18 protein-coding genes are annotated in these 21,372 nt (G+C 54.0%); 7 read left to right on the top strand and 11 right to left on the bottom strand.

Going from position 1 to position 21,372, the window contains the following annotated elements; all coding sequences use genetic code 11:
- Position 1: 1 nt before the first annotated feature.
- The 3 genes from JT719_RS11670 (at position 2) to JT719_RS11660 (ending at position 1,628) form a co-directional block, all read left to right on the top strand.
- Positions 2-445: a GNAT family N-acetyltransferase gene (locus JT719_RS11670; RefSeq protein ID WP_207433462.1), complete on the top strand. Its 444-nt coding sequence runs from the start codon at positions 2-4 to the stop codon at positions 443-445.
- Between the two features lie 87 nt (positions 446-532).
- The gene (locus JT719_RS11665) at positions 533-1,225 is read left to right on the top strand and encodes an alpha/beta fold hydrolase (protein ID WP_207433460.1); all 693 of its coding nucleotides are present in this window, start codon (positions 533-535) and stop codon (positions 1,223-1,225) included.
- The gene (locus JT719_RS11660; RefSeq protein WP_207433458.1) at positions 1,218-1,628 is read left to right on the top strand and encodes a septal ring lytic transglycosylase RlpA family protein; all 411 of its coding nucleotides are present in this window, start codon (positions 1,218-1,220) and stop codon (positions 1,626-1,628) included. The genes JT719_RS11665 and JT719_RS11660 overlap by 8 nt, the downstream gene beginning before the upstream one ends.
- Positions 1,629-2,221: 593 nt before the next feature.
- On the opposite strand, the gene JT719_RS11655 is transcribed toward JT719_RS11660, so the two are convergent.
- Entirely contained in the window at positions 2,222-3,154 is a 933-nt protein-coding gene (locus JT719_RS11655; RefSeq protein WP_207433456.1) for a 1-phosphofructokinase family hexose kinase, read from the bottom strand.
- A gap of 233 nt (positions 3,155-3,387) precedes the next feature.
- On the opposite strand from JT719_RS11655, the gene JT719_RS11650 reads away from it, so the two are divergent.
- Both JT719_RS11650 and JT719_RS11645 read left to right on the top strand, forming a co-directional pair.
- Positions 3,388-3,984: an RNA polymerase sigma factor gene (locus JT719_RS11650; RefSeq protein WP_207433454.1), complete on the top strand. Its 597-nt coding sequence runs from the start codon at positions 3,388-3,390 to the stop codon at positions 3,982-3,984.
- Positions 3,985-3,995: 11 nt separating this feature from the next.
- Positions 3,996-5,324, top strand: coding sequence for a T9SS type A sorting domain-containing protein (locus JT719_RS11645; RefSeq protein ID WP_207433452.1), 1,329 nt, complete (start codon positions 3,996-3,998; stop codon positions 5,322-5,324).
- Positions 5,325-5,392: 68 nt separating this feature from the next.
- Here JT719_RS11645 and nagA read toward each other — a convergent pair whose 3' ends face one another.
- The 10 genes from nagA to JT719_RS11595 all read right to left on the bottom strand — a co-directional run bounded on the left by nagA (position 5,393) and on the right by JT719_RS11595 (position 17,408).
- Complete coding sequence (gene nagA / locus JT719_RS11640; protein WP_207433450.1) at positions 5,393-6,544, bottom strand: N-acetylglucosamine-6-phosphate deacetylase; 1,152 nt, start codon at positions 6,542-6,544, stop codon at positions 5,393-5,395.
- Positions 6,545-6,745: 201 nt separating this feature from the next.
- On the bottom strand, positions 6,746-9,175 hold the full coding sequence (locus tag JT719_RS11635; RefSeq protein ID WP_207433448.1) for a TonB-dependent receptor: 2,430 nt from the start codon (positions 9,173-9,175) through the stop codon (positions 6,746-6,748).
- Between the two features lie 481 nt (positions 9,176-9,656).
- Positions 9,657-10,367 carry a DUF4097 family beta strand repeat-containing protein gene (locus JT719_RS11630; RefSeq protein WP_207433447.1) on the bottom strand — a complete coding sequence of 237 codons (711 nt, stop codon included), beginning with the start codon at positions 10,365-10,367 and terminating at the stop codon, positions 9,657-9,659.
- 29 nt (positions 10,368-10,396) lie between these two features.
- On the bottom strand, positions 10,397-11,269 hold the full coding sequence (locus tag JT719_RS11625) for a DUF4097 family beta strand repeat-containing protein (RefSeq protein WP_242693223.1): 873 nt from the start codon (positions 11,267-11,269) through the stop codon (positions 10,397-10,399).
- A gap of 22 nt (positions 11,270-11,291) precedes the next feature.
- Positions 11,292-12,254, bottom strand: a complete 963-nt coding sequence (locus tag JT719_RS11620; protein ID WP_207433444.1) for a HEAT repeat domain-containing protein — start codon at positions 12,252-12,254, stop codon at positions 11,292-11,294.
- On the bottom strand, positions 12,244-12,753 hold the full coding sequence (locus JT719_RS11615; RefSeq protein ID WP_207433441.1) for an RNA polymerase sigma factor: 510 nt from the start codon (positions 12,751-12,753) through the stop codon (positions 12,244-12,246). The genes JT719_RS11620 and JT719_RS11615 overlap by 11 nt, the downstream gene beginning before the upstream one ends.
- 262 nt (positions 12,754-13,015) lie before the next feature.
- Positions 13,016-13,831: an EamA family transporter gene (locus JT719_RS11610; RefSeq protein WP_341350761.1), complete on the bottom strand. Its 816-nt coding sequence runs from the start codon at positions 13,829-13,831 to the stop codon at positions 13,016-13,018.
- Positions 13,832-14,033: 202 nt separating this feature from the next.
- Positions 14,034-14,366 carry a hypothetical protein gene (locus JT719_RS11605; RefSeq protein WP_207433437.1) on the bottom strand — a complete coding sequence of 111 codons (333 nt, stop codon included), beginning with the start codon at positions 14,364-14,366 and terminating at the stop codon, positions 14,034-14,036.
- Between the two features lie 4 nt (positions 14,367-14,370).
- A complete protein-coding gene (locus tag JT719_RS11600) occupies positions 14,371-16,779 on the bottom strand; it encodes a penicillin acylase family protein (protein ID WP_207433435.1) in 2,409 nt (802 codons plus the stop codon).
- Positions 16,780-16,976: 197 nt separating this feature from the next.
- On the bottom strand, positions 16,977-17,408 hold the full coding sequence (locus JT719_RS11595; RefSeq protein WP_207433433.1) for a hypothetical protein: 432 nt from the start codon (positions 17,406-17,408) through the stop codon (positions 16,977-16,979).
- A 213-nt stretch (positions 17,409-17,621) separates the two neighbouring features.
- On the opposite strand from JT719_RS11595, the gene JT719_RS11590 reads away from it, so the two are divergent.
- Positions 17,622-18,947 (top strand): M16 family metallopeptidase, encoded by a 1,326-nt coding sequence (locus tag JT719_RS11590; RefSeq protein ID WP_207433432.1) that lies wholly within the window; start codon positions 17,622-17,624, stop codon positions 18,945-18,947.
- A 33-nt stretch (positions 18,948-18,980) separates the two neighbouring features.
- A complete protein-coding gene (locus JT719_RS11585) occupies positions 18,981-21,056 on the top strand; it encodes an insulinase family protein (protein WP_207433430.1) in 2,076 nt (691 codons plus the stop codon).
- Positions 21,057-21,372: the final 316 nt, after the last annotated feature.

Below are 21,372 nucleotides of genomic sequence, written 5' to 3'. Positions count from 1 at the left end.
TATGACATTACCATTTCAGATAAGGGAAATAACCGAGATGCCCGAGATGCTACAGCAACTTCATCTGATTCAGTGCCTGAACCCCAATATGGAAGCTGAGCGCTATGAAACGCTGTTGCGGCAGATGCTCCCCATTAAGTACCGCATGGTGGGCGTCTTTGATGGAGCCACTTGCCTGGGGCTGTCGGGTTTCTGGATTGGCACCAAACTGTACAGCGGCAAGTACCTGGAGGTAGACAACTTTGTGGTAGATGAGCAGTACCGCTCTCATGGCATAGGAAAACGCCTGCTGGACTGGCTCACCCAGGAAGCCCAGCAAAACCAATGCGAAACCATGATGCTGGATGCCTACGTGGTGAACAATGCCGCCCACAAATTCTACCTGCGCGAAGGATTTGCCATCAAGGGCTTCCACTTCCTGAAAAAACTGAACGAAGGCGGCTGATGCTGTGTCTGTTTTAGGTGCGGTTTCAGAAATGTGGCCCTAAAACAACGCGTTTGGGTTGTCTGCAAAAGAAGCTTAACTTCCCGTATGGAACCATTGCTGCTGCTACACGGTGCGCTGGGCGCTAAGACTCAGTTCAAACCGCTTTTGTCGTTGCTGCCTCCCAAGTTGCCAGTGTATTCTTTCAATCTGGCCGGGCATGGCGGAGAGGCTTTCCCCGAGGAGCCTTTCCGCATAGACTTTTTTGTGGACCAGCTACTGCACTGGCTTAAAGAACAGCAGTTGCCCAAGGTGCGGGTTTTTGGCTATAGCATGGGAGGCTATATTGCGTTAGAGGCAGCCCGCCAGCAGCCCAGCCGTTTTTCCAAAATCTTCACGCTGGCCACCAAGTTTAACTGGACTCCAGAGGTGGCCCAGACCGAGGTTGCGAAACTGCGGCCCGAAGTGCTTGCCGAAAAAGTGCCCGTTTTTGCCCAAACCCTTAAAACCAGGCATGCGCCCCAGGATTGGGTAGAAGTAGTGCGCCGCACCGCCGACCTGATGCGCCAATTGGGTGAGCAGCCTGTTCTGCCGGCCTCCAAGCTGGCTCAGGTTTCCGTCCCGGTCCGGATTGCGGTGGGCGACAAAGACCAGATGGTTTCCGTAGAAGAATCCCTGGCCGCCTACCGGCAATTGCCGCAGGGGCAGTTTCAAGTTTTACCTAATACCAAACACCCCCTGGAGCAACTGGACTGGCCCCTGCTGGCCCATGCCTTGCTTCACTTTTTTGATTATGCGTAAACGTTTCTTTCTGTTCCATTGGGAACTGCTCTGTCTTGCCCTGCTTGCCTTTTTGCACACCCAATGTACCACCAGCGCACCAGCCTTTGGGGAGCGTGGCTACGCTGAAAAAGGCAAAGCTTCTTTCTACGCCGATAAGTTCAGGGGACGCAAGATGGCCAACGGTGAGAAATACCGCCCCGGCAAACGTACCGCCGCCCACAAGAAACTTCCCTTCGGTACCAAGGTGAAAGTCACCAATCCGCAGAACGGCCGCTCCGTGAAAGTGCGCATCACCGATAGAGGTCCGTTCACCCCCGGCCGCATTCTGGATCTGTCTAAATCAGCCGCCCGCAAGCTGGATATGGAGAAAAGCGGGGTAGTGCCGGTGCAGATGAAAGTAGTTAAGGAAGGAAGGAAATAAGGTGTTTGTTTGCAGCGGAGGGTAAAGATGATGGTAACAAGGCTTGTAGCCTGCTGATGCTGGCGATGTGACCGCTGATCCAGGGACTCATGAGCTTGGTTGTTTCATAGGTAGCGGTATGCGCTCACGGCCGCGAGGCCCCGTCTTCCGCGCTCGCGCTGTACCAGCTTCCTTTGCTCCTTATCAGTCGCAATGCCTGCGGCACCGGAACCTGCTAAGGCGCTCGCCCGAAAGACTGGAATCGGGGAAAGAGGCAGAAGTGGCAAAAGCGATGACGATGTTGGGTCTCGTGGCCTCGTAGAGACAAGGCACTGCCTTGTCTCTACGAGGCCTTTCCTTTCCATGGTTCAAGTCTGTGACTTGGACCTACCATGATGGCAGTTTGCAACTGCCGTGAGGCGCTAGCCTCAAAACACGATTGCTGATCCGCTGGCGCGAGCGTCCCGCTCGTGTCCCCACGTATTGGGAAATATCTTACTAAGAAAACCCTATCAATCCTAAGAAATGGCTTAGCTCTACTGCAATACCAAGAAACCATGTTTCAGGGCTGATTTAAGTAAATCAGCCCTGAAACATGGTTCCAATGTTAAAGCTTACCGGCGGGCTTTGAGCCATTCGTAGATGCTGTCTACATCGGGTTTGCGGCAGAGTTCTGAGCCGGGTGTCATGGTGGCGGCGGTACCGGCGGCTACACCATAGCGGACTACATCAGACAAAGGCCAGCCTTCCTGTAGTTTCAGAACCATGGCGCCTACCATGCTGTCGCCGGCGCCTACGGCGCTTTCCTGCTTCACGGTGGGCGGTACCACGTATTCAAATCCGTCCTTAGAGGCCAGCATGGCGCCCCGTGGACCTAAGGAGACGACCAGCACATGGCTTTTACCGTCGGCGAGGACTTTGGTGGCCAGGTCTTCCTGTTCCTGCGAGGAAATCACTTCTTTATCGGCTAAGGCGGCCAGCTCGTTCAGGTTGGGCTTGAGCAGGTAAATGCCTTTGCCGGCGGCTTTCATAAGGGCTTCGCCCGAGGTGTCTACCACCAGTTTAAAGCCTTTGCGGCAGGCCATTTCCGCAATGCGGGCGTAGAAATCATCGGGGACACCGGGCGGGTTGCTGCCGCTGGCAATCACAAAGTCCGGGGCTTCCTCCAGGTCTTCCAGGGCTTGCAGCATCTGTTGCCACTCCGTTTCCCTTACCTGCGGACCGGGCATGCCAAACCGATATTCCTGCCGGGTAGATTTCTCAAACACCACCAGGTTCTCGCGGGTAGATTCCTGGCAATCGAACTTCCTGAACTGCACGCCTTCTTCCTGCAACAGGTGCCCCAGTTTCTCCCCGGTATGTCCGCCCGACAGGAACCAGGCGCAGGATTCGCCGCCCAGTTTCTTAATGGCGCGGGAAACGTTAATGCCGCCGCCGCCCGGTTCAAAGACGGGTTTTTCGCAGCGCAATTTCTTTTCGGGGGCTACAGATTCTACCCGGGTGCTCTTGTCCAGGGCGGGGTTTACGGTGATGGTAATGATTTTCATAGTTCAGGTGGTAAAGGCTCAAGCGGTCAAGAACTGCTCCCGAGGTGCTCTTCAGGAAAGATAGCCATCAGAATGGAGAAAGCCTGTTTTACGGCTTCTTTTTGAAAAACAGTTCTAAATCATCTTTTACAGGTGTATTCGCTTATCTTCAATGAAAAGTTAAAAATTTTCCTCCCCGCTGCGACTTTTAAGCCCGGCTGTGCCACTTACCGTCAAAACCAGAGGAGTACGATATGTCCCAACCGCAAGAACATACCGCCAAGCAGCAGGCGTTTCTGGCGCTTTATGAGCCGGTGCACGCGCCGTTCGCCCGGTTCTGCCAGGCCCGGGTGTTTCATAGCGCAGACGCCAAAGACCTCATCAGCGAGACGGTGCTGCAAGCCTATGAGCATTTTGATTCGCTTCGGCACAAAGAGGCGTTTCTGCATTTCCTCTTCGGGATCGCGACGCGCATTCTGCGGAACAAGAGCCGCCGCCGCAAGTTCTGGGGCATCTTTAGCGCACCCGAGGCCGAGGAGAAACACCAGGACACGCAGAATGCGGAAGTGAGTGCCGATGTGCGGTTGCTGTACGAGGCCCTGGCCAAACTCCCTGAGGAGCAGCGCGAAGCCATCATTCTGTTTGAGATTTCAGGCTTCGCCCTGAAGGAGGTGCAGGCCATCCAGGGGTGCAGCCTCTCGGCGGTGAAATCAAGGGTGGTACGCGGCAAGAAACGACTGGCCCGCCTGCTCAACGACCAGGAAACCCTGCGGGTACTGGAAAGCGAAACCACGGAGGAAGCGCAGTTTGAGAAAATCAGTTCACGGGCCCAGGTCAGCCTCACTTTTTAACCAGCAGCATCATGTCACACGCACATAAAAACCTGAACCATTACTTTGAGGCTGCCAAGGCCCAGGAACCCGTGGTGCCCTTGAGCGAGCTGAAAGAAGCCATAGGCCAACTGCCCGCCAGTAACCAACCCAATGGGAAGGCATCGGGCACAGGCAACAGCAAAACTGCCCTCTGGACCTTGGGCGGACTGGGAACCCTATTAATTTCTGTTCTGCTTTGGCTGGGTTTAAACGAAAATACCCCCAAAACAGCCCCTACCCAGATGATGGGCAAAGCTGTTGCCGGAAACGAGCAAGCGGTTTCACAGGGAACAAACAGTGAAATTCAACCTAAGACATCTTCACCTGTTCCTACATCTAAAGAAGTAACCGCGCCAAGGCAACAAACACTTCAGAAACCAACTGCCACCAGCAGAACTACTTCTTTACAAGGCAAAGAGATCAGCGCCCGAGAGACAAGCCCCGCAGAAATAGATGCAAAGGAAGGCGAGAAAGTATTCGGGAAGATCACGTTGCTGGAACTGCCCCGCGAGGCGGAGCGCAAACTGGGCATTGAGGTGAACGACCGAGGCATTATGTACCTGCGCATTTTCCAGGACAAAGACGGCAGCAACGTGCGGCTGGAGTTCACCATCTACAGCGGAGGGCACTCTGTGAATATTTTCAAGGGCTTGAAACCTGAAGAAGACAGCAGCAAAGTTGCGATGCCCGTTCCTAACCTTCACCCGCTGTACGTCTCTAACCGGGAAGGGGAACAGCGGGTGAAGTACATGATGGACACTGAAGACGAACAGAAACTGGAGCCCTCGTACTTCACTGAGATTGTGAACACTTTGATTCCGGTGCTGGTGCGGGCCAACAACAAAGCCAAAGACGAAGCCATTTTCTGGTTTGCCGCCACCCCCGAGTTCTTAAACCAACTGCCGCAGGCGCTACAGCAGGAAATCACCCGCGAGTACAAGCTATTGGCGCAGCAGAAAACCCCTGAAACCAGTGCCGCCCCGGGGCAGGCAGCGAAACCAAACGGTGCCTCTACCCAACTCAAGTACTTTGAATCCAGCCCCGGTAGTTTGTCTTCTATTCAGTACGCGGTGGTGTTCCCCAACCCCAGCGCGGAGTGGCTGAACCTTTCCATGAGTTTGAAGCGGGAGGAAGAAATGCGGGTGAGTCTGGTGGATATCAACGGGAATCTGGTGAAAACCCTTTCGCCGTTCAGGCAGTACGCGGCCGGAGCCGTCACGGAGAAGTTCAGGGTCAAAGGCGAGGCCAGCGGGCTCTACCTACTGTTAGTCGAAACCAAATCGGGCCACCAGCATACCCAGCGGATTATCATTGAGTAAGGGGAGAAGCTAGCTTGATTAAAGCGATTCGGGCCTGTTTTCCAGAAAACAGGCCCGAATCGCTTTTTTTAGTTCTTGTTCAACGTCACCTCGGCTCCATCTACCCACACCTGTTGCAGTTGCAATTCCTTGTCCAGCACCACCAGGTTGGCAGCGGCCCCGGGAACCAGTTGGCCTACTTTGTCTTCCAGTTTCAAAACCTGCGCCGGGTACAGCGTCGCCATTCTAATGGCTTCGTCCAGTTCCAGGCCTACCAGGTTCACAGTATTCTGTACGGCTTGCAGCATGGTTAAAGCAGAACCGGCCAGGCGACCGTCTTCGGTCTCGCAGCGGCCGTTGCGGTAATAGGCTTTGAAGTTGCCAAAATCGGTGAATTCAATGTCAGAACCCACGCAGGCGGCGCAGTCTGAGATGAGCAGCAGTTTCTCGGCCAGCATCTTTTTGGCCAGGCGCACGGCGTAGGGGTGGCAGTGTTCGCCGTCTACAATGATGCCGGTCCAGGTCTGGCCGTAATCCAGGGCGGCGGCGGCCAGGCCGGGTTGTTTGGTGTCTAAGCCGCTCATGGCGTTGTACAGGTGCGTGATGGCGTTGATTCCGTTTTGGAAGAAGTGCATGGCCTGGTCATAGGTGGCCAGGCTGTGTCCGGCGGAGAGCACGATGCCGCTTTGGGCCAGCCGTTGCAGGATGCTTGCTTCCACGCACTCGGGCGCCAGGGTGAGATAGGTAATCACGTCTTTGCCCGCTTCCAGCAGCACATCCAGTTCCTCGTGCGTGGCTTTCCGGATGCAGGCCGGATCATGGGCGCCCGCTTTCCCGGGGTTGAAATACGGTCCTTCCAGGTGCATGCCCAGAAACGAGCTGGGTGACTGTTGCATGGCCTGGCGCACCGCGGAAATGGTTTCCAGGATCTTGTCCTGAAACGCCGAGATCACCGTGGGCAGAAAGCTGGTGGTGCCAAACTGCAGGTGTGCATCTCTGATGGTGTTGAGGCTTTCCAGCGTAGGATATTGGGTGAAGTACACGCCTCCGCCGCCGTTCACCTGCAAATCCACAAAGCCGGGGCAAATGATGCTGCCTTGAACATCCAGCACGGTGGTGCCTTCGGGGATTTCATTTGTTTGGATCAGGTCCAGGATCTTTCCGTCTTCAAACAAGACCGCGTAGCCTTGGGCGGTGGTGTAGCCGGAGTAGATGGTGCCGTTGGTGAGAGCGTAGCGCATGAGGAATGTGGAGTTCGTTTCGAGGCGAATTTCCAGAAAACAGACGGAAATCGCTACTCAGGGAAAGACAGAGTTGAAGAGGAACAAAGCGAAACCTGACCCTCGCCTTGTTTTAAGGCCGTTTTTCAGAAATCGGCTTAAAAACAAACGCACGGCCCAGAAGAGGAACCGTGCGCTGTCCATTCACAAACAAACCTAATCTTAGCTGCCTTCGCCCTGTTTGGCGTCATCGTTACGGATGGCTTTTTTCTTGCGGGTGGTTTTGCTCGCATCCAGTTGCCCAAACTTATAATCAAACCCAATCCGGAAGCTGCGCTGGAAATTGAGGAAGTTGTTGGTCTGGGTGAAGGCCGGAGTGCTCACCCGCGAGCCGTAGTTGATAGACTCAGAAAGCGGGTTATTGATGCCCAGCGTCACACTGGCTTTCTTCTCCAGAAACTCCTTTTTCACCGAGAAGCTGGTGTAGTGCCAGGCAAAGTTCCGGCCCTGCAGCGTCACCGAGGGAGCGTTGTAGCCCGCGTACACCTGCGCCGTGAACCCTTTCCCGAATTCGTAGCCCGAGTTCACGTTCAGGTTGTACTGCCAGGCATCATTACTGCCCAACTCACTTTGCAGACGCGAGCGGTACGCGTTCAGGCTCCCGTTGATGTTCCACTTGGGCACCGGCTTGGTAGACCCAGATACGCTCACGCCATAAGACGTCAATTGGGCCAGGTTCTCAAACGTGCGGATGGTGGCCTTGCCTTCCACCCGGTTAATGGCCTGGATGGCGTTATCGGTTTGGCGCAGGTAAAACGCCACGTTTACTGAGCTGGTCTTGAAAAACGTGCTGTAGCCCAGTTCATAGGCGTGCGTGACCTCGGCATCCAGCGTGGGGTTTCCCACAAAAATGAAGGTGGGGTCGCGCTCATCTCGGTACGGGTTCAGGTAGAAGATGAGCGGCCGCTGGATGCGCTGCGTGTAGCTGGCTTTCACGGTGTGGTTTTCCTTGAGCGTGCGCGACAGCGTGATGTTGGGAATGAAGTTGCCGTAATCGTCTTCAAAGGTTTTGCTCTGGCTGAGGAGGTTGCCCTTGATGCGGGTTTGTTCATAGCGCACGCCGGCTTTCAGGTTGTAGTTTTTAAGCAGCGGCAAGCCATAAGACACGTAGCCGCCCCACACTTCCTGGTCATAATGGAAGATGTTGTCAGAAAGGGTGCGCTGGTCCTGCAGGGGCAAGGTAATGTCATAGGCGGCATCGCTGTTCGCTTTCCGGAAGATGGTTTTCGCGCCCACCTCCAGCGTGGTTTTGTTCCCGAACGGATGCGTGTAATCGGTCTGCAGGGTGATCTCGCGGTTCATGCCTTCATTGGCGTTACGTTGCAGATAGAACAGCTGCTCATCCTGGTTCAGGCGGTCCTGGTCTGCCGAACTGTTGAGATCGGTCTCGCTGTACTGGGTTAAAATGGAGAGTTCCTGCTGTGGCCTGAAGATGTGGGTGTAGTCCAGGTTCAGGTCCTTGCTCAGGCGGCGCTGCCGGTTGTGGGTAAAGCTGTTGGTGAGTTCGTCGGGCAGAATGGTTTGTTGGGAGCCACGCCCTCTGAAATTACCGCCGTTGATCCGCAGCCCCGCCGAGAAGGTGTTCATGGAATCAAGGTCAAAATCTAAGCCCAGCTGTGCATAGGTTCCGCCGCCCCGCATCCGCATCTTCCCGCTCTGGCGGGTGACCCGGGTGCCGCCTTCTGTGTACTCTGTGCGCTCCAAAGACGTCTCATTGGGGATGTAGAACTCAAATCGGCTCAGGCTCATGTTCACGCCCAGCTTGCCTTTGCGCACGTTCAGGTTGCTCCAGCCGTTGCTGTTGCGCGTGCCCACCGAGAGTCCCACGTTGCCGTTGGTGCCCTCCAGACTGTTCTTTTTGGTGATGATGTTGATGATGCCCGCGCTGCCCTCAGCATCGTACTTAGCCGAGGGACTGGTGATCACCTCCACGCTCTTGATCATGTCTGATGGAATTTGCTTGAGTGCATCGGCCACGCTGGACGCCATGATGGTAGACGGTTTGTTGTTGATGAGCACCCGCACGTTAGAAGAGCCCCGCAACTGCACGTTCCCGTCTACGTCCACGGAGAGAGAAGGCACTTTCTTGAGCACATCGGCGGCGTTGCCCCCGGAGTTGGAGATGTCCTGCTCGGCGTTGTACACCAGGCGGTCTACTTTGTCTTCAATCAAAGGCTTCTGCCCTACCACTGTCACTTCCTGCAGCTTGGTGGCCGCGGAGTTCAGTTTGACGTTGCCCACCACCACTTCGGGGTCTTTCTCGGTGATAGAGATCTGCCGGATGGTTTTGGCCTGGTACCCGATAAAGCTGAAATTCAGTTCATACTCGCCTTTGGCCAGCCTTGAGAAGCTGAATTTGCCGTGCGCATCAGATAAGGTGCCGTCCACAGATTTTCCGTTCTGCAGCAGCGCCACGGTCACAAATTCCACGGGCTTGCCGGTGAGGGAATCGGTGAGAACGCCGGAGATTTTTCCGTTGCCTTTTGGTTCAGCCAAGGCGAGCTGTGAAGAGGTGTTCTGTGCCTGGCTCTGCGTGAAAACCGAAAGGCAAAGGCATAGCAGTCCCAGCAAAAAGAGGGCTCTTTTTTTCATAGCAGTAGAGAATGTGATTTTTAATAGATGGGTTGGACCAACTGATGCACCCTAAAGACTCACCGGCCCCAGAACCGTTGCACGTATCCGGGAAAATATTTCAGGGAAGAGCCGGTGAGAGTGGGAAGAAGGGTTGATTTGAGCTTGTTTTTTGGAAACTAGGCTTAATTCAGGAGAGAAGTTTTACCCTCGCTCGCCTCCGGCGAGTGTGCGTTATCTGGTGGCCTCTGGCCACCGGGAACCGTTTTGCAGTAACGGTATAGTGTTTTGGGCATAGCGGCGAGACGCCGCCCGGTTTCTCACACTCGCCGGAGGCGAGCGAGGGGAGTGGGGTGTTTTGGCTATTGTAATGAAAGAGTTGCCTGAATAACCGCATTTGTGTTATTCTCCTAGCCCTTCAAAGGGGATAATCTGGTCTTGCTCCGTAGCTCTGCGATTACTCTGATTCAGGGCTGTTTTGCGGAAAACGGCCCCGAAACGCTTACTTCTTCTTCCGGAAGTAGATGTTGTTGCTGATGGACTCCAGGTGAATGGCCGAGCCGCCTCCGTTTACTTTGCCACTGACGGCTGAGCCTATGACGGGGGCTTCCTGCTGTTTCTCAGCATAGGTGAGAGAAACGTCTGAGAAAACTTCACCGGTGATGGTTTTGAGGGAAACGGCGGCGCCTTGCTGGCTGGGCCAGTCCATGTCTACAAAACCGCTGATGGATTTGGCGTTGATAGGGCCGGTGAAGCCGCGCAGTTCCACGTCGCCGTTGATGGTTTCCAGGGTGAGGCGGGCGTCGCGGGGCAGGAAGATCTCGTAGTCAATGCGGGTGCAGGCGCCTTTATTGATTTTGCCGTTTTTGTAGCTGGCGAAGGTGCGGCCTTGCCCATCGGGGCAGTCGCCCTCCACGTTGCTGTTCTTGAGCAGTTCATGGTCCAGATCGGCGGTGACCTTTAGCTGGTCATTGCCCGGCGTGAAGTTAAGTTGAAACGCCTGGTTGAGTTTGCCGCCGTTGATCTCATACGTCACCTTCACGTAGGCGTCTTTCTTGTCCCAGGCGGTTACCTTCACCTCGTTCCCGAACTTCAGGTTCAGGTTCACTTTTTTGGAGGCGGGCACAGCCAAGGTTTTTTCCACCGTTTTTTTCTGGGCATGGAGGTTCCCTATACCCCACAGTAGTAGGGCTACCACTAATAACTTTTTCATGTGCGTTGGGCTTTAGAAGAGCTGGGAGATTATTTCTTTTTCCGGATGAAAATGTCGCTGGAGATGGATTGCACGCTTACTTCCACGCCGCCGCCGTTTATTTTGCCGGCAATGTCGCCGCCACCGCCTACTAAGGCCAACTCGCCATCTTCGTTCTTTTCCCGCTGCATCTCTATATTGAAGTCGGTGTAGATTTCACCCTGCATGGATTTGAGCTTGAAGTTGGCTTTGTCTTTGGCCGGCAGAGAAATGTCAATATCACCGGAAACCGTGGAGATGGAGCTGGGTTTGGCTTGGTCTAAGGAAGAGAAGATAACCTTGATAGAGCCATTGGTGTTGTTGGCCACCACCGGCCCCGATACGTTGTTCAAGGTTGCCTCTGTGTTGTTGAGCTTCAGTTCAATTTCCCCGTTCATGTCTGAAATGGAGAGATCTCCGCCTTCCCAACTGGTCTCTTTGAAGGTCACAGACGCGCTTCTGGGAATTCTGATCACATACGTAGAGCTATTGCGGGTGGCTTGCTTGATGGAGAGAGTATTATTGTTTTTAGTCACCGATAAGCCCAGATTGGTATTGTCCTCGGTCTGGTTGTAGAGCGGCTTCAGACCCTCGGCGCGTTTAGGCGGTGCGCTGAAGTCTTTGGTTTCAATAATGACTTCGTCGCCGTTGTGACCTACAATCTGCGCATTGCTGTTAGACATGGCAATCTGCACCAATCTGTCTTTGCCGGAGCCTAGTTTCACCTTGTAGGTGCGTAGTGCGCCCTCCTGGGTTGAATCCTGGTGCGCTGCGGGTTTCTGGGGCTGGGAAGTCTGGAAGTTAGCAGCCGTCGCGTTTTCTGAGACAAGGCAGTTCCCGGTAAGCATGAGGAACGCCCATGCCAGTATCAATGGTTTTTTCATGGAAATAGAGATTTATCAGTGACTAGATGAGGGTTGCCAGACCCTCTTGGGCTTTGTATTTTACTATGGGTAATAAGTTGTCTCGGTGCATGATGTCCTGCAGTTGCGGCACCGCGGAGGCTTCTTTTATTTTCACCACCATCTCAATGAGGGTGAGTTGCATGAGCGGATCGGTCTGCGTGCCCAGGGCATGGATGAACGCTTTGCGTACCTCGGGGTAATCTTTGAACTGGTAGAGGGCCTCGCAGGCGGCCAGGCGCACGTTCAGGTTGCTGTCCTGGTTCATGATCTTCACCAGCAGTTTAATGGCTTTTTTGTTTTCGGCCTGGCTAAGCCCTTCGGCTCTGAGGCTTTGGTTCACCAACTGCAGCCGGTCGCTGGCCGAGGTTCTTGCCGCCGATGCGCTGGAGGCCAGCACCTGCTTCACCTGTCTGGGTTTGGTAGGAATAAAACGCTCCGTTCTTTGCTCCGTTGGCTCCGGTTCAGTTGCGGCAACTGATTCCAGGGGAGCTGTAGCGTTGTTTTCCGCCGGAGCAGCGGATTCAGTTTCTGTTTCCGTTTCTAGCCTGTTTTCCGGCATTTGCTTCTGTTCCAGCGCTACCACTTCAGAACTGCCGGTAGCTACCTCTGTTGATTGCTTAAAGTAATTGCCTGCCCAAAACGCGATAATGAGTAAACTGATGCTGGCGGCTATCTGCCAGGAGTACGTCCTGAAGAAACTGGTGCTTGTGGGTTTCTCGGCCACCGGAGCCGCTGAAAGCGCCGGGTTCTCGATCTTCTCAAACAGCCAGTCATCGGAAAGGAATTTGTCTACCTGCACGTCCTGCTCCTGGGTGTAGAACTGAAACTGCACGGCGTGGGGTTTCAGGCTGTCGGGCAGGAGTTTGGTGCGCCGGAAGAACTCTTTCAGTTTCTCTTCCTCTTCCAAAGACGTCTCGCCGCTGTAGTATTTCTCCAGTAAGGTTTCTATCTGCTCAAACTGCATAGTTTTCCATCTTTAAAAGTCCGTCGCGTACACTTTTGCGGGCCCGGGACAGCGCCACCCTGATGGCGTTGACGTTGATGCCTGTGATCTGCTCAATCTCGGGGTAGTCATAGCCTTCCACATCGCGCAGGTGCAGAATCAGGCGCTGCTGCTCGGGCAGAAGCTTCAGGAGTTCCTGCACCTTGTTCACCTGGTCAGAAAGTTCGTAGCGCTGGTAGGGGTTCACCTCGCCCGAACCTAGTTCCAGGTCCACCACGTCTACCATGTGCTTGTTCTTGCGGCCTTTGAGCTTGTCAAGGCACAGGTTTTTGGTGATGCTCATGGCAAACGCCTCAATGCTGGCGTAAGCGTGCAACTTGTGTTTGTTGGACCAGAGTTTCAGGAAAACATCCTGCAAGATATCCTCAGCCTCCTCCTTGTTCTGCAACAGGAAAAGCGCCATTCTGTACAGCTTCTGTTTGGCCGGGAGTACCTTGGTTTTAAACTCTTGTAAGTCCATTCAATAACAGAGACGACCGAGGTGAAAGATCATTACAGCGGATTTCAGATTTTTTTTCAAAAAATCTGAAATAGTTCTGAGTCTTGAGTTCTGAGTCCTGAGTTAAGTAGGGAACAGGTGTTTTGGGGCTGATTTCGGGAAAACAGGACAAATACGCCAAGACGTACGAGGGGTAATTCAATGTAGCAAAAATGACTCAGAACTCAGGACTTTCTACAAATGACTCAGGACTCTAGACTCAGAACTCAGAACTAGTTCAAGTTTACTTGAACAGTATAATGAGCACTGAGCCCGCCACCATGATCAAAGCCCCCACGGTTTTCTTGAGGATGTCTGTTTCCTGGAAGAAGCGGTAGCCCAGCCCAATGCTCACCAGCGTGGAAAGCTGGAACAGCGAAAGTGCGTAGCCCACCGGCATGTGCTCAAAGGCGTAGTTGGTGGTGAACTGCATCACACCAATGCAAATAACCAGGAACAGGTACTTCTTGAGTTTATCAGAAGCCTGCTCCAGCCTGAAAAGCCCTCGGTTGGCCGGAGTAGCGAACGTGATGAACGCCGAGAAAAAAGCCCCAAACCAGCACCAGCTGATGAACGAAATGCCCGGCGAAGAGTACAGAATGGTTTTCTTGATGAACACGGCCTCAATGGCGGCCAGCACCATGGCCCAGATGCGGAACTGAATACCTGCTTGCTTCAAGATTTGCCAGGAGAACTTTTCCTGCGTGGTGTCCAGCACAAAATAGCTGCCGGCAACAATGAGCACAATCCCGAGGGCTCCCCAAATGTTGGGAAACTCCCGCAGCAGCACCATACCCGCCAACACCCCAATCACCGATTTGTACGCATTAATAGGCCCTAGCACCGACAAATCACCAGACTGCAGGGCTCTGACCAGAAATCCGTTGCCCAACGCCCCAAAAAGGCCCACCGCTACCGAGTAAAGCCAGAACTCAACCGGCAATTCCAACCAGTTGATGCCCACCGCCGGAACCAAACAGAACAAACTCAGCAGCAGGTACGAGTTGAAGTTGACCAGCAACGGAGGACTGCCCGAGGCCGTGAGCAGCTTCTGGAACACATTGGCTAGCGGGTTGGAAAGGATTCTGAGAAAAACGGCAAGAAAAACCAAAGGACTAGAAAGACAGGCAAGGTCTGTTGGTGCTACCGTTGCAAATTAGAAGTAAATGGGTGGTATGAAAGTTAATTGGCTTTTATTTCCTGCTTCCTTGGCAATTGCTTCCGTTTTGAGCATGTTTCCTGTGAAACAGTCCTGAAACAGCCTAAGCAAAAACCCGCCGCACATAAAAGCCAGACAGGGCGCTGATCCCTCCTACCACACCGGCCACCAGCACGGTAGCTGCCATCAACAACCACGGCGAGTTGATGGTGAGCATGGTCGCCACGCGGGTACTTAAAAGACCATCGGTGACCAAGTGCCAGAACAGCGCTGCCCCCAGCCAGGTCACCCCTATGGCCAGAAAGCCCGCCAGGAACGCCTGCCCTCCCCGGGTTGCCCTTAGGAACGCCACCCCGAAACAAACCACGGCAATGCTCCACCACGGCAGGAAGAACTGAGCAAGAAGGCTGAGAAGAAGAATGAGGAGGAAGAGCATAGGATTAGTTTTGCTTTAAAGTCCATTGAACAGAAGTACTGCTAGGTCTGTCCATGGCCGAACGCAGGAACAGCAGCTGGTGCAGTTTCCCGCTTTGCCAGTCGTTGAGCAGGTTGTCATAGAACCGACTGCCGGGATTGCCGCTTTGGCCGCCGGGGTACACGCCCCAGGCCTGTACCTGCGGACCCATCTGTACCACCATGCGCCAGGAAGGCCCGTGGCTGCCGTTAAGGGCATTGATGGAGTTGGCGCTTCCGCCGGAGAACAGCTTTTCCCCAAAGCCCGGTAGCTGCGCCATGTGCCGGATGTTGGAGTTCTTGGCGGTGCCCCATTTCAGTTGATCGCCCTCGGTGCCCAGACTGTCGGCTATTTGTTTGAAGGTGCGGTTGACCAGCAGGGGCAGCGTTTCTTTCTGCGGGGTGGTTACATCATCGTACCAGCGGGCATTGGGTTCTGCCAGAATCATCTGCACCAGACGGTCCCGGGTGGGAGCTTTGAATTTGTCCTGCGGGAAATCGTCTACCCAGATTGCGCGGGCCAGCCGTTGCCACCATTCCTCAAAGAGCGAAGGCGCAGTTTTATCGGCATCAAACTGGTAGTTCCAGGAAGCCAAAGTTTGATAGACTTTCTGCTGCTTCTCTGAGAGTGCCGGCTGGTCTAGTAACTTCAGCATGGTGGGCAGCACATTCCTGGGCACAAAGCTGTAGTTGTCCATCTGCATCAGCCTGAAAGAATCTGGCGTAGCCTGGGTCATGGCAGCTAGCCGCTGGTTAATGCGGGCACTGCGCTCATACCCGGCAAAACTGGAGCCCAGGTAATACGGGTAATCTTTGGGGCTGACCGGCGTCTGGTTGGCAGAACTCACAAAACCACGTTGCGGATTGAGCACCTGCGGCACCTGGTCCATGGGAATCCAGCCGTGCCAGTCGTGGGCGGGGTTGGAGCCGTCCAGCAGGAACTTGCCTTGCTCCTGCCATTTCAGCGGGAACAGTCCGTTGGAGACAATGGCAATGTTCCGGGCATCGGCGAAGACGAAATTAAAGGCAGGAGCCGCCCAGGTGGTGAGCGCTTTCCTGAAATCCTGGTAATTGGCGGCCCGGTTTACCAGAATAAGGGTTTTTAACTCGTTTTGGGTATCATGAGCGGTCCAGCGCAGGGCATGGCCGGTAGGCGTGTTGCCGCTACGTAAAGGTTCTTCGTTGGGCAGATAGGCTACCGGTCCGTGGTGCGTGTACAGCACCGTGTCAAGAAGGGTTTCGCCGCCTTTTACGTTGATTTTCTCTACCACGCGGCGAACGGGCTTCCATTGGTTGTCATGCCAGTACTCCTGCCGTTTCTGGTCTTTAAATCTGATTTCGTACCAATCCAGAACATCGGCGCCCACGTTGGTCATGCCCCAGGCAATACGCTCATTGAACCCGATGCCTACGCCCGGCGCACCCGGAATAATAACGCCGTACGTGTTGATGCCCGGCGCATGCAACTGCACCACGTGCCAGATAGAAGGCAGACTGAGGTTCAGGTGCGGATCTGAGGCCAGCAGCGGATAGCCGTTGGCAGTGCGGGCACCCGTAATAGCCCAGTTGTTGCTGCCCAGGTTCTCGGGCTTCTGGCGCTCCAGGGTATGAGAAGCTACTCCGGCCATAAACTCTGCGGGTGTAGGCGGAATGGGCAGCGGGGTAAAATTGGTTGGCGTGCCCGCCGGTACAATGGGTTCTTCGCGGAAAGGATAGTTGGGGAAAAGGTCTTTCACCACGCCGGGGCCGTACTTGCGCAGGTTGTTGGTCATGCGCAGGTCATCTGAGTAGCCGGTCATGTCCTGGGCCAGCATCTTAAGCAGCAGCGCAATCTTCAGGGTAGTCCAGGGCTCCGGGGCGTAATGCAGCAACTTGTATTCAAAGGGATAGTCGCGCGGCGAGAGTTGATCTATGTAGGCATTCACCCCGGCGGTATAGGCATTCATCACGGCTTTGCTCTGCGGGTCAGCCTGCATCTTCTCCAGCGATTTTCTGGCCGAAGCCACCATGCCTATCCGGCGCTGATAGCGGTCCATCTCCAGGGTTTGGTCTCCAATGAGCTCAGACAATCGGCCCGCGGCCGCGTGCGTCATAAACTCCATCTGCCATAACCGGTCTTTGGCGGTTAAATATCCTTGAGCGAAGTACAGGTCATGGTCGTTCTGCGCGAAGATGTGCGGCACCCGCAAAGAATCGAACCGGACCTGTACCGGAGCCTTCAGCCCGGCTAAGGTTAATTCCTCAGAAGTGAAATCATCATCAGAGCCGCTGCGCCAGAACCCTTCATAGGGGCTCAGGAATGGCCCCAGGGCCGGTACAATCCCGAAGGTTCGGTTCAGAGCATAAACCAGTGCAAGTGTCAGCAGTGTGGCAAGAATGGCGCGGACCCATTTCATAGAGGAGCAGGCAAGGTGTGGAAACTGTTTGAAAGATAGTTTCTTCTCCAGGCAATGGCAAGGGGCAGGATGGAGGGAATGTGTCTATCTGCAGGCGCGGAGACAAGTCAGTTCCTTGTTTCTACAGAACATTCCATAAAAGGCACAAAAAAAGCCGGAGTACTTCTCCGGCTTTCCTGTTTTTAACAGCGCAAATATTATAAATCACCGGGAGTACGGCGCTGACCACTTTGGCGAGGGCCACGCTGGCCTTGTCCTTGTCTTCCCTCCAGTTGTTCGGCCAGAATCTGGGCGAATTTCTCTTGCTGGGCAGGAGTCAGGAGAGCGTTGATTTCCTGGGCGCGTTTCTGCGCCTCAGCTTGCATGGCGGCTCGGTCAGGGCGACTGCCGGCAGCCCGCTGTTTGTCCATCTCCTGCGCTGATGCCAGCACAATGGCCTTGATTTTAGTGGCTTGGTCTGGGGTTAAATTCAGTTGGCTTTGGTAGCGCTCCAGTTGTCTCAGGGCACGCTCCTCGGTGGTGAGCCTGGCTCCTTGCGGTCTTTGGGTTTGCTGAGCGAAGGCAGAGGTGCCTGCCAACAAGGCCACAAACAGGAAGGCTACTTTGGTAAGGTTTTTCAGGATTCTCATACTAACAGGTTTACTTATGGGGTTTATGGATTAGAGCTTTTTGGCTGCCTGAGGTTTAATCAGAAAGAAAAAATATAGACTATCTGCAAGGCTGTCAACCGGATGGAACAGTATTAAGAAAAATTGACTTAATTTTAAGGACGTTTTACGGAAAACAACCAAAAAACGCTCCAGACCTAACAAACGACCCTTTTTATTTTTAACGCTTTTTGAATGAAACGAAAATTGTTAAGTATCCTATTGCTGGGTGCCAGCCTGTTGGCGAACGCGCAAAGCAATAAAATTGAGTTTACGGAGTACGACCTGCCCAACGGGTTGCACGTGATTCTGCACCAGGACAAAACCACGCCTACCGTAGCGGTGACCATGATGTACCACGTGGGCTCCAAGAACGAGAACGCAGACCGCACAGGTTTCGCGCATTTCTTTGAGCATTTAATGTTTGAAGGCTCAGAGAACGTAGAGCGCGGCAAGTACATTAACATGATTCAGAGTGCCGGTGGGGCCGTAAACGCCAACACCTCTTTTGACCGCACTTACTACTACCAGATACTGCCGTCAAACCAACTGGCCTTGGGCCTCTGGATGGAAGCCGACCGCATGCGGGCCGCCAAGATTGACCAGCAGGGCGTAGAAACGCAGCGCCAGGTAGTAAAGGAAGAGAAAAAGCAGCGCATTGATAACCAGCCCTACGGCTCGTTGCTGGAGAACACCTTTGCTACGGCGTACTCGGTGCATCCGTACCGTTGGGTGCCAATTGGCTCGGCGCAGTACATAGACAAAGCGTCTCTGCCTGAGTTCATGCAATTCTACAAAACCTTCTATGTGCCCAACAACGCTACCTTGACCATTGCCGGCGACCTGGACATTAACCAGACCAAGCAATGGGTGGAGCAGTACTTTGCCAACATCCCGAAAGGGGCCGGCGCAATTCCGCGCCCAACCGTGGAAGAGCCTGCCCAAGTAGAAGAAGCCCGTAAAGTGGTGTTTGACAACATTCAGTTACCAGCCGTAATTCAGGCCTACCACATTCCGGCGCAAGGCACCGAGGATTCTTACGCCATCAACATGCTTACTACCTTGCTGGCCGGTGGGCAGAGCTCCCGCCTGAACAAAGCCTTGGTAGACAAGCAGCAGAAAGCCGTAACAGTGGCTTCTATTCCGTTGTCCATGGAAGATCCTGGCTTGTTTATCAACCTGGCTATTGCCAACATGGGCGTGGACGTGCATGACCTGGAGCGGGCCATGGATGCTGAGATTGAGCGCGTGAAAAACGAGACCATCACTGACCAGGAGTTCCAGAAGCTGCGCAACCAGATGGAAACCGACTACATCAACGGTCTGGCCACGCTGGAAGGCCGCACCGAGAAACTGGCTTCTTACCACGCGCTGTACGGCAATACCAACCTCATCAACACCGAGCTGGATAAGATCCTGGCTGTGACCAAAGATGACTTAATGCGGGTAGCCAAAAAGTACCTAACCAAAGAGAACCGCGCTGTGTTGCACTATTTGCCTAAAGCCGCGCAAGCCAGATAAGCCTTGGTTCCTTTTTCTTATTGACTGAATTCCATGAAAAAATATATTTCAATTTTCTTCTTGTCGCTGGCTGTCTCGTTTGGCAGTGCGGCGCAGACCACCAAACAAACGCCTCCGCCTGCGGGCCCGGCGCCTACCATTGAACTGGGTAAGTATGAGTTCTTTGAGCTGTCTAACGGCCTGAAGGTGTACGTGGTAGAGAACCACAAACTGCCTACCGTGGCTATGAGCCTGGTGCTGGACCGCAACCCCGTGCTGGAAGGCGAGAAAGCCGGTTTAACCGGAGCCGCCGGGTACATGATGCGCACCGGCACCAAGACCCGCAGCAAAGACCAACTAGACGAGCAGATTGACTTTATTGGCGCTTCCCTGAACACTTCTTCTTCTGGGTTCTCGGCCTCGGGCTTGAAGAAACATTTCCCTAAGCTGTTGGAACTGGCTTCTGATGTGGTTCTGAATCCGCAGTTCAAGCAAGAAGAGCTGGACAAGTTCAAGAAGCAGATGGCATCTAACCTGGCTTCTTCCAAAGATGATCCGGCTACTATTGAGGCCAACGTGCAGCAGGCCTTGCTGTATGGCAAGAACCATCCGTACGGAGAGGTACTCACTGAGAAAACCATTGAGAACATCACCCTGCCCGATGTGCAGCAATACTATAACACGTACTATAAACCAAACATCGGGTACCTGGCCATTGTGGGCGACATTACGCCAAAAGAAGCCAAAAAACTGGTGAAAGAGTACTTTGGGAAGTGGAAGAAAGCAGAGGTGAAACAGGCTAGTTATCCGGCTCCGGCTCCTTTGGCTGGTACGCAGGTGGCTATTGTGGACCGGCCTAACTCAGTGCAGTCTAACATCTCTGTGACGTACGCCGTGGACCTGAAGCCCGGCAGCCCAGACGCTATTGCTGCCAGCTTGATGAACAACATCCTGGGTGGTTCTTTTGCCCGCTTGGATGCTAACCTGCGCGAGAAACATGCCTACACCTACGGCTCTAATTCTTCGCTCTCAACGGATCGTTTATCTGGTCGGTTTGCCGCGTATGCCAGCGTGCGGAACAACGTAACCGACAGCGCCTTCACCCAGATCATCTACGAGATGGACCGCCTGCGCAAAGAGCCGGTGCCTGCTGAGGAACTGCAGAAAGTGAAGAATATGGTGACTGGTTCCTTCGCCCGTTCTCTGGAGAATCCCTTGACCGTGGCCATGTTCGCCGTGAATACAGCCCGCTACAACCTGCCCAAAGACTATTACGCCAACTACCTGAAGAACGTAGCCGCTGTAACGCCCGCCGACATCCAACGTGTGGCCCAGCAGTACCTGCAGCCAGCCAAAGCGTACCTGATTGCCGTGGGTAACGCCCGCGAGATTGCCGATAAGCTGAAACGCTTCAACTCAAATCAGCCGATTGGCTATTACAACGCCTTCGGGGAGAAAACCGATGCGCCACTGATGTCCTTGCCTGCCGGCGTGAACGTGCAGACCGTATTGGCCGCGTATATGAATGCGCTGGGCGGAAAAGCCAATTTGGAGAAGGTGAAAGACCTCACCATCAAGCGGACCATGAACGTGCCGGGTGCTCAGTTGGCGGTATTGCAGCAGCAAAAAGGCGTAGATAAGTCTCTGTTAACGATTACATTTGGCTCCAATGAAATCAACCGCGTAACCATCAACGGTCCTAAAGGCAGCATCAACAGCCAGGGCCAGATCAAAGAGTTGACCGGCGCTGAACTGCAGGACCAGAAACTGGAAAACTGGATGTTCAGCTTCCTGAACTACGACCAACTAGGCGTGAAACTAGCGCTTAACCAGATGGAGAAAGTAGAGGGCCGCGAGGCGTACAAACTGGAACTGACCTTACCCAGCGGTAAAAAGTCCTACCACTACTTTGACAAGGAAACCGGCCTGAAAATCCGCGAGGTAGCCACCGAGCAAACCGCCGTAGGAACCGCCAGCCAAACCACCGACATCAAAGACTACCGCGAAGTAAACGGCATCAAGTTCCCGCACCAGATTGACCTGCACATCGGTAACCAGGTGATTTCCTCTACCGTGAACAGCGTGGAAATCAACAAAAACCTGAAAGACGATATCTTCAAGTTGAAGTAATCTCTTTTCGCTTTCTTGATCCGCCCCGTTTCAGGCCTGCTTTCCAGAAAACAGGCCCGAAACGGGGCGGGTTTTTTGAGCAGGATTTTCAGGATTGAGGGAATGGGCAGGATTAAAAAAGAAGATGGTACTGGCGCGAGTCTCCAGACTCGTGCCTACAGATGAGAGTAAGTCTCTGACTTGCTTCAAGCCAGCGGCTTGACCCTTTGCTTGTATAGCTGAACATTTTGCAGGCTGTTAGCAGAAAACGATCAGCCGTCCCGGTTTCGCTGCGGGGCAGCGAGGGTAGTCAGGAGGCTACCCGCCACCCGTAGGC

The organism is Sabulibacter ruber (assembly GCF_017355955.1).
Lineage (GTDB): Bacteria > Bacteroidota > Bacteroidia > Cytophagales > Hymenobacteraceae > Nibribacter > Nibribacter ruber_A.
Note: the sequence above shows the minus strand (reverse complement) of the source record. Positions and strands in the feature narration are given on the sequence as shown.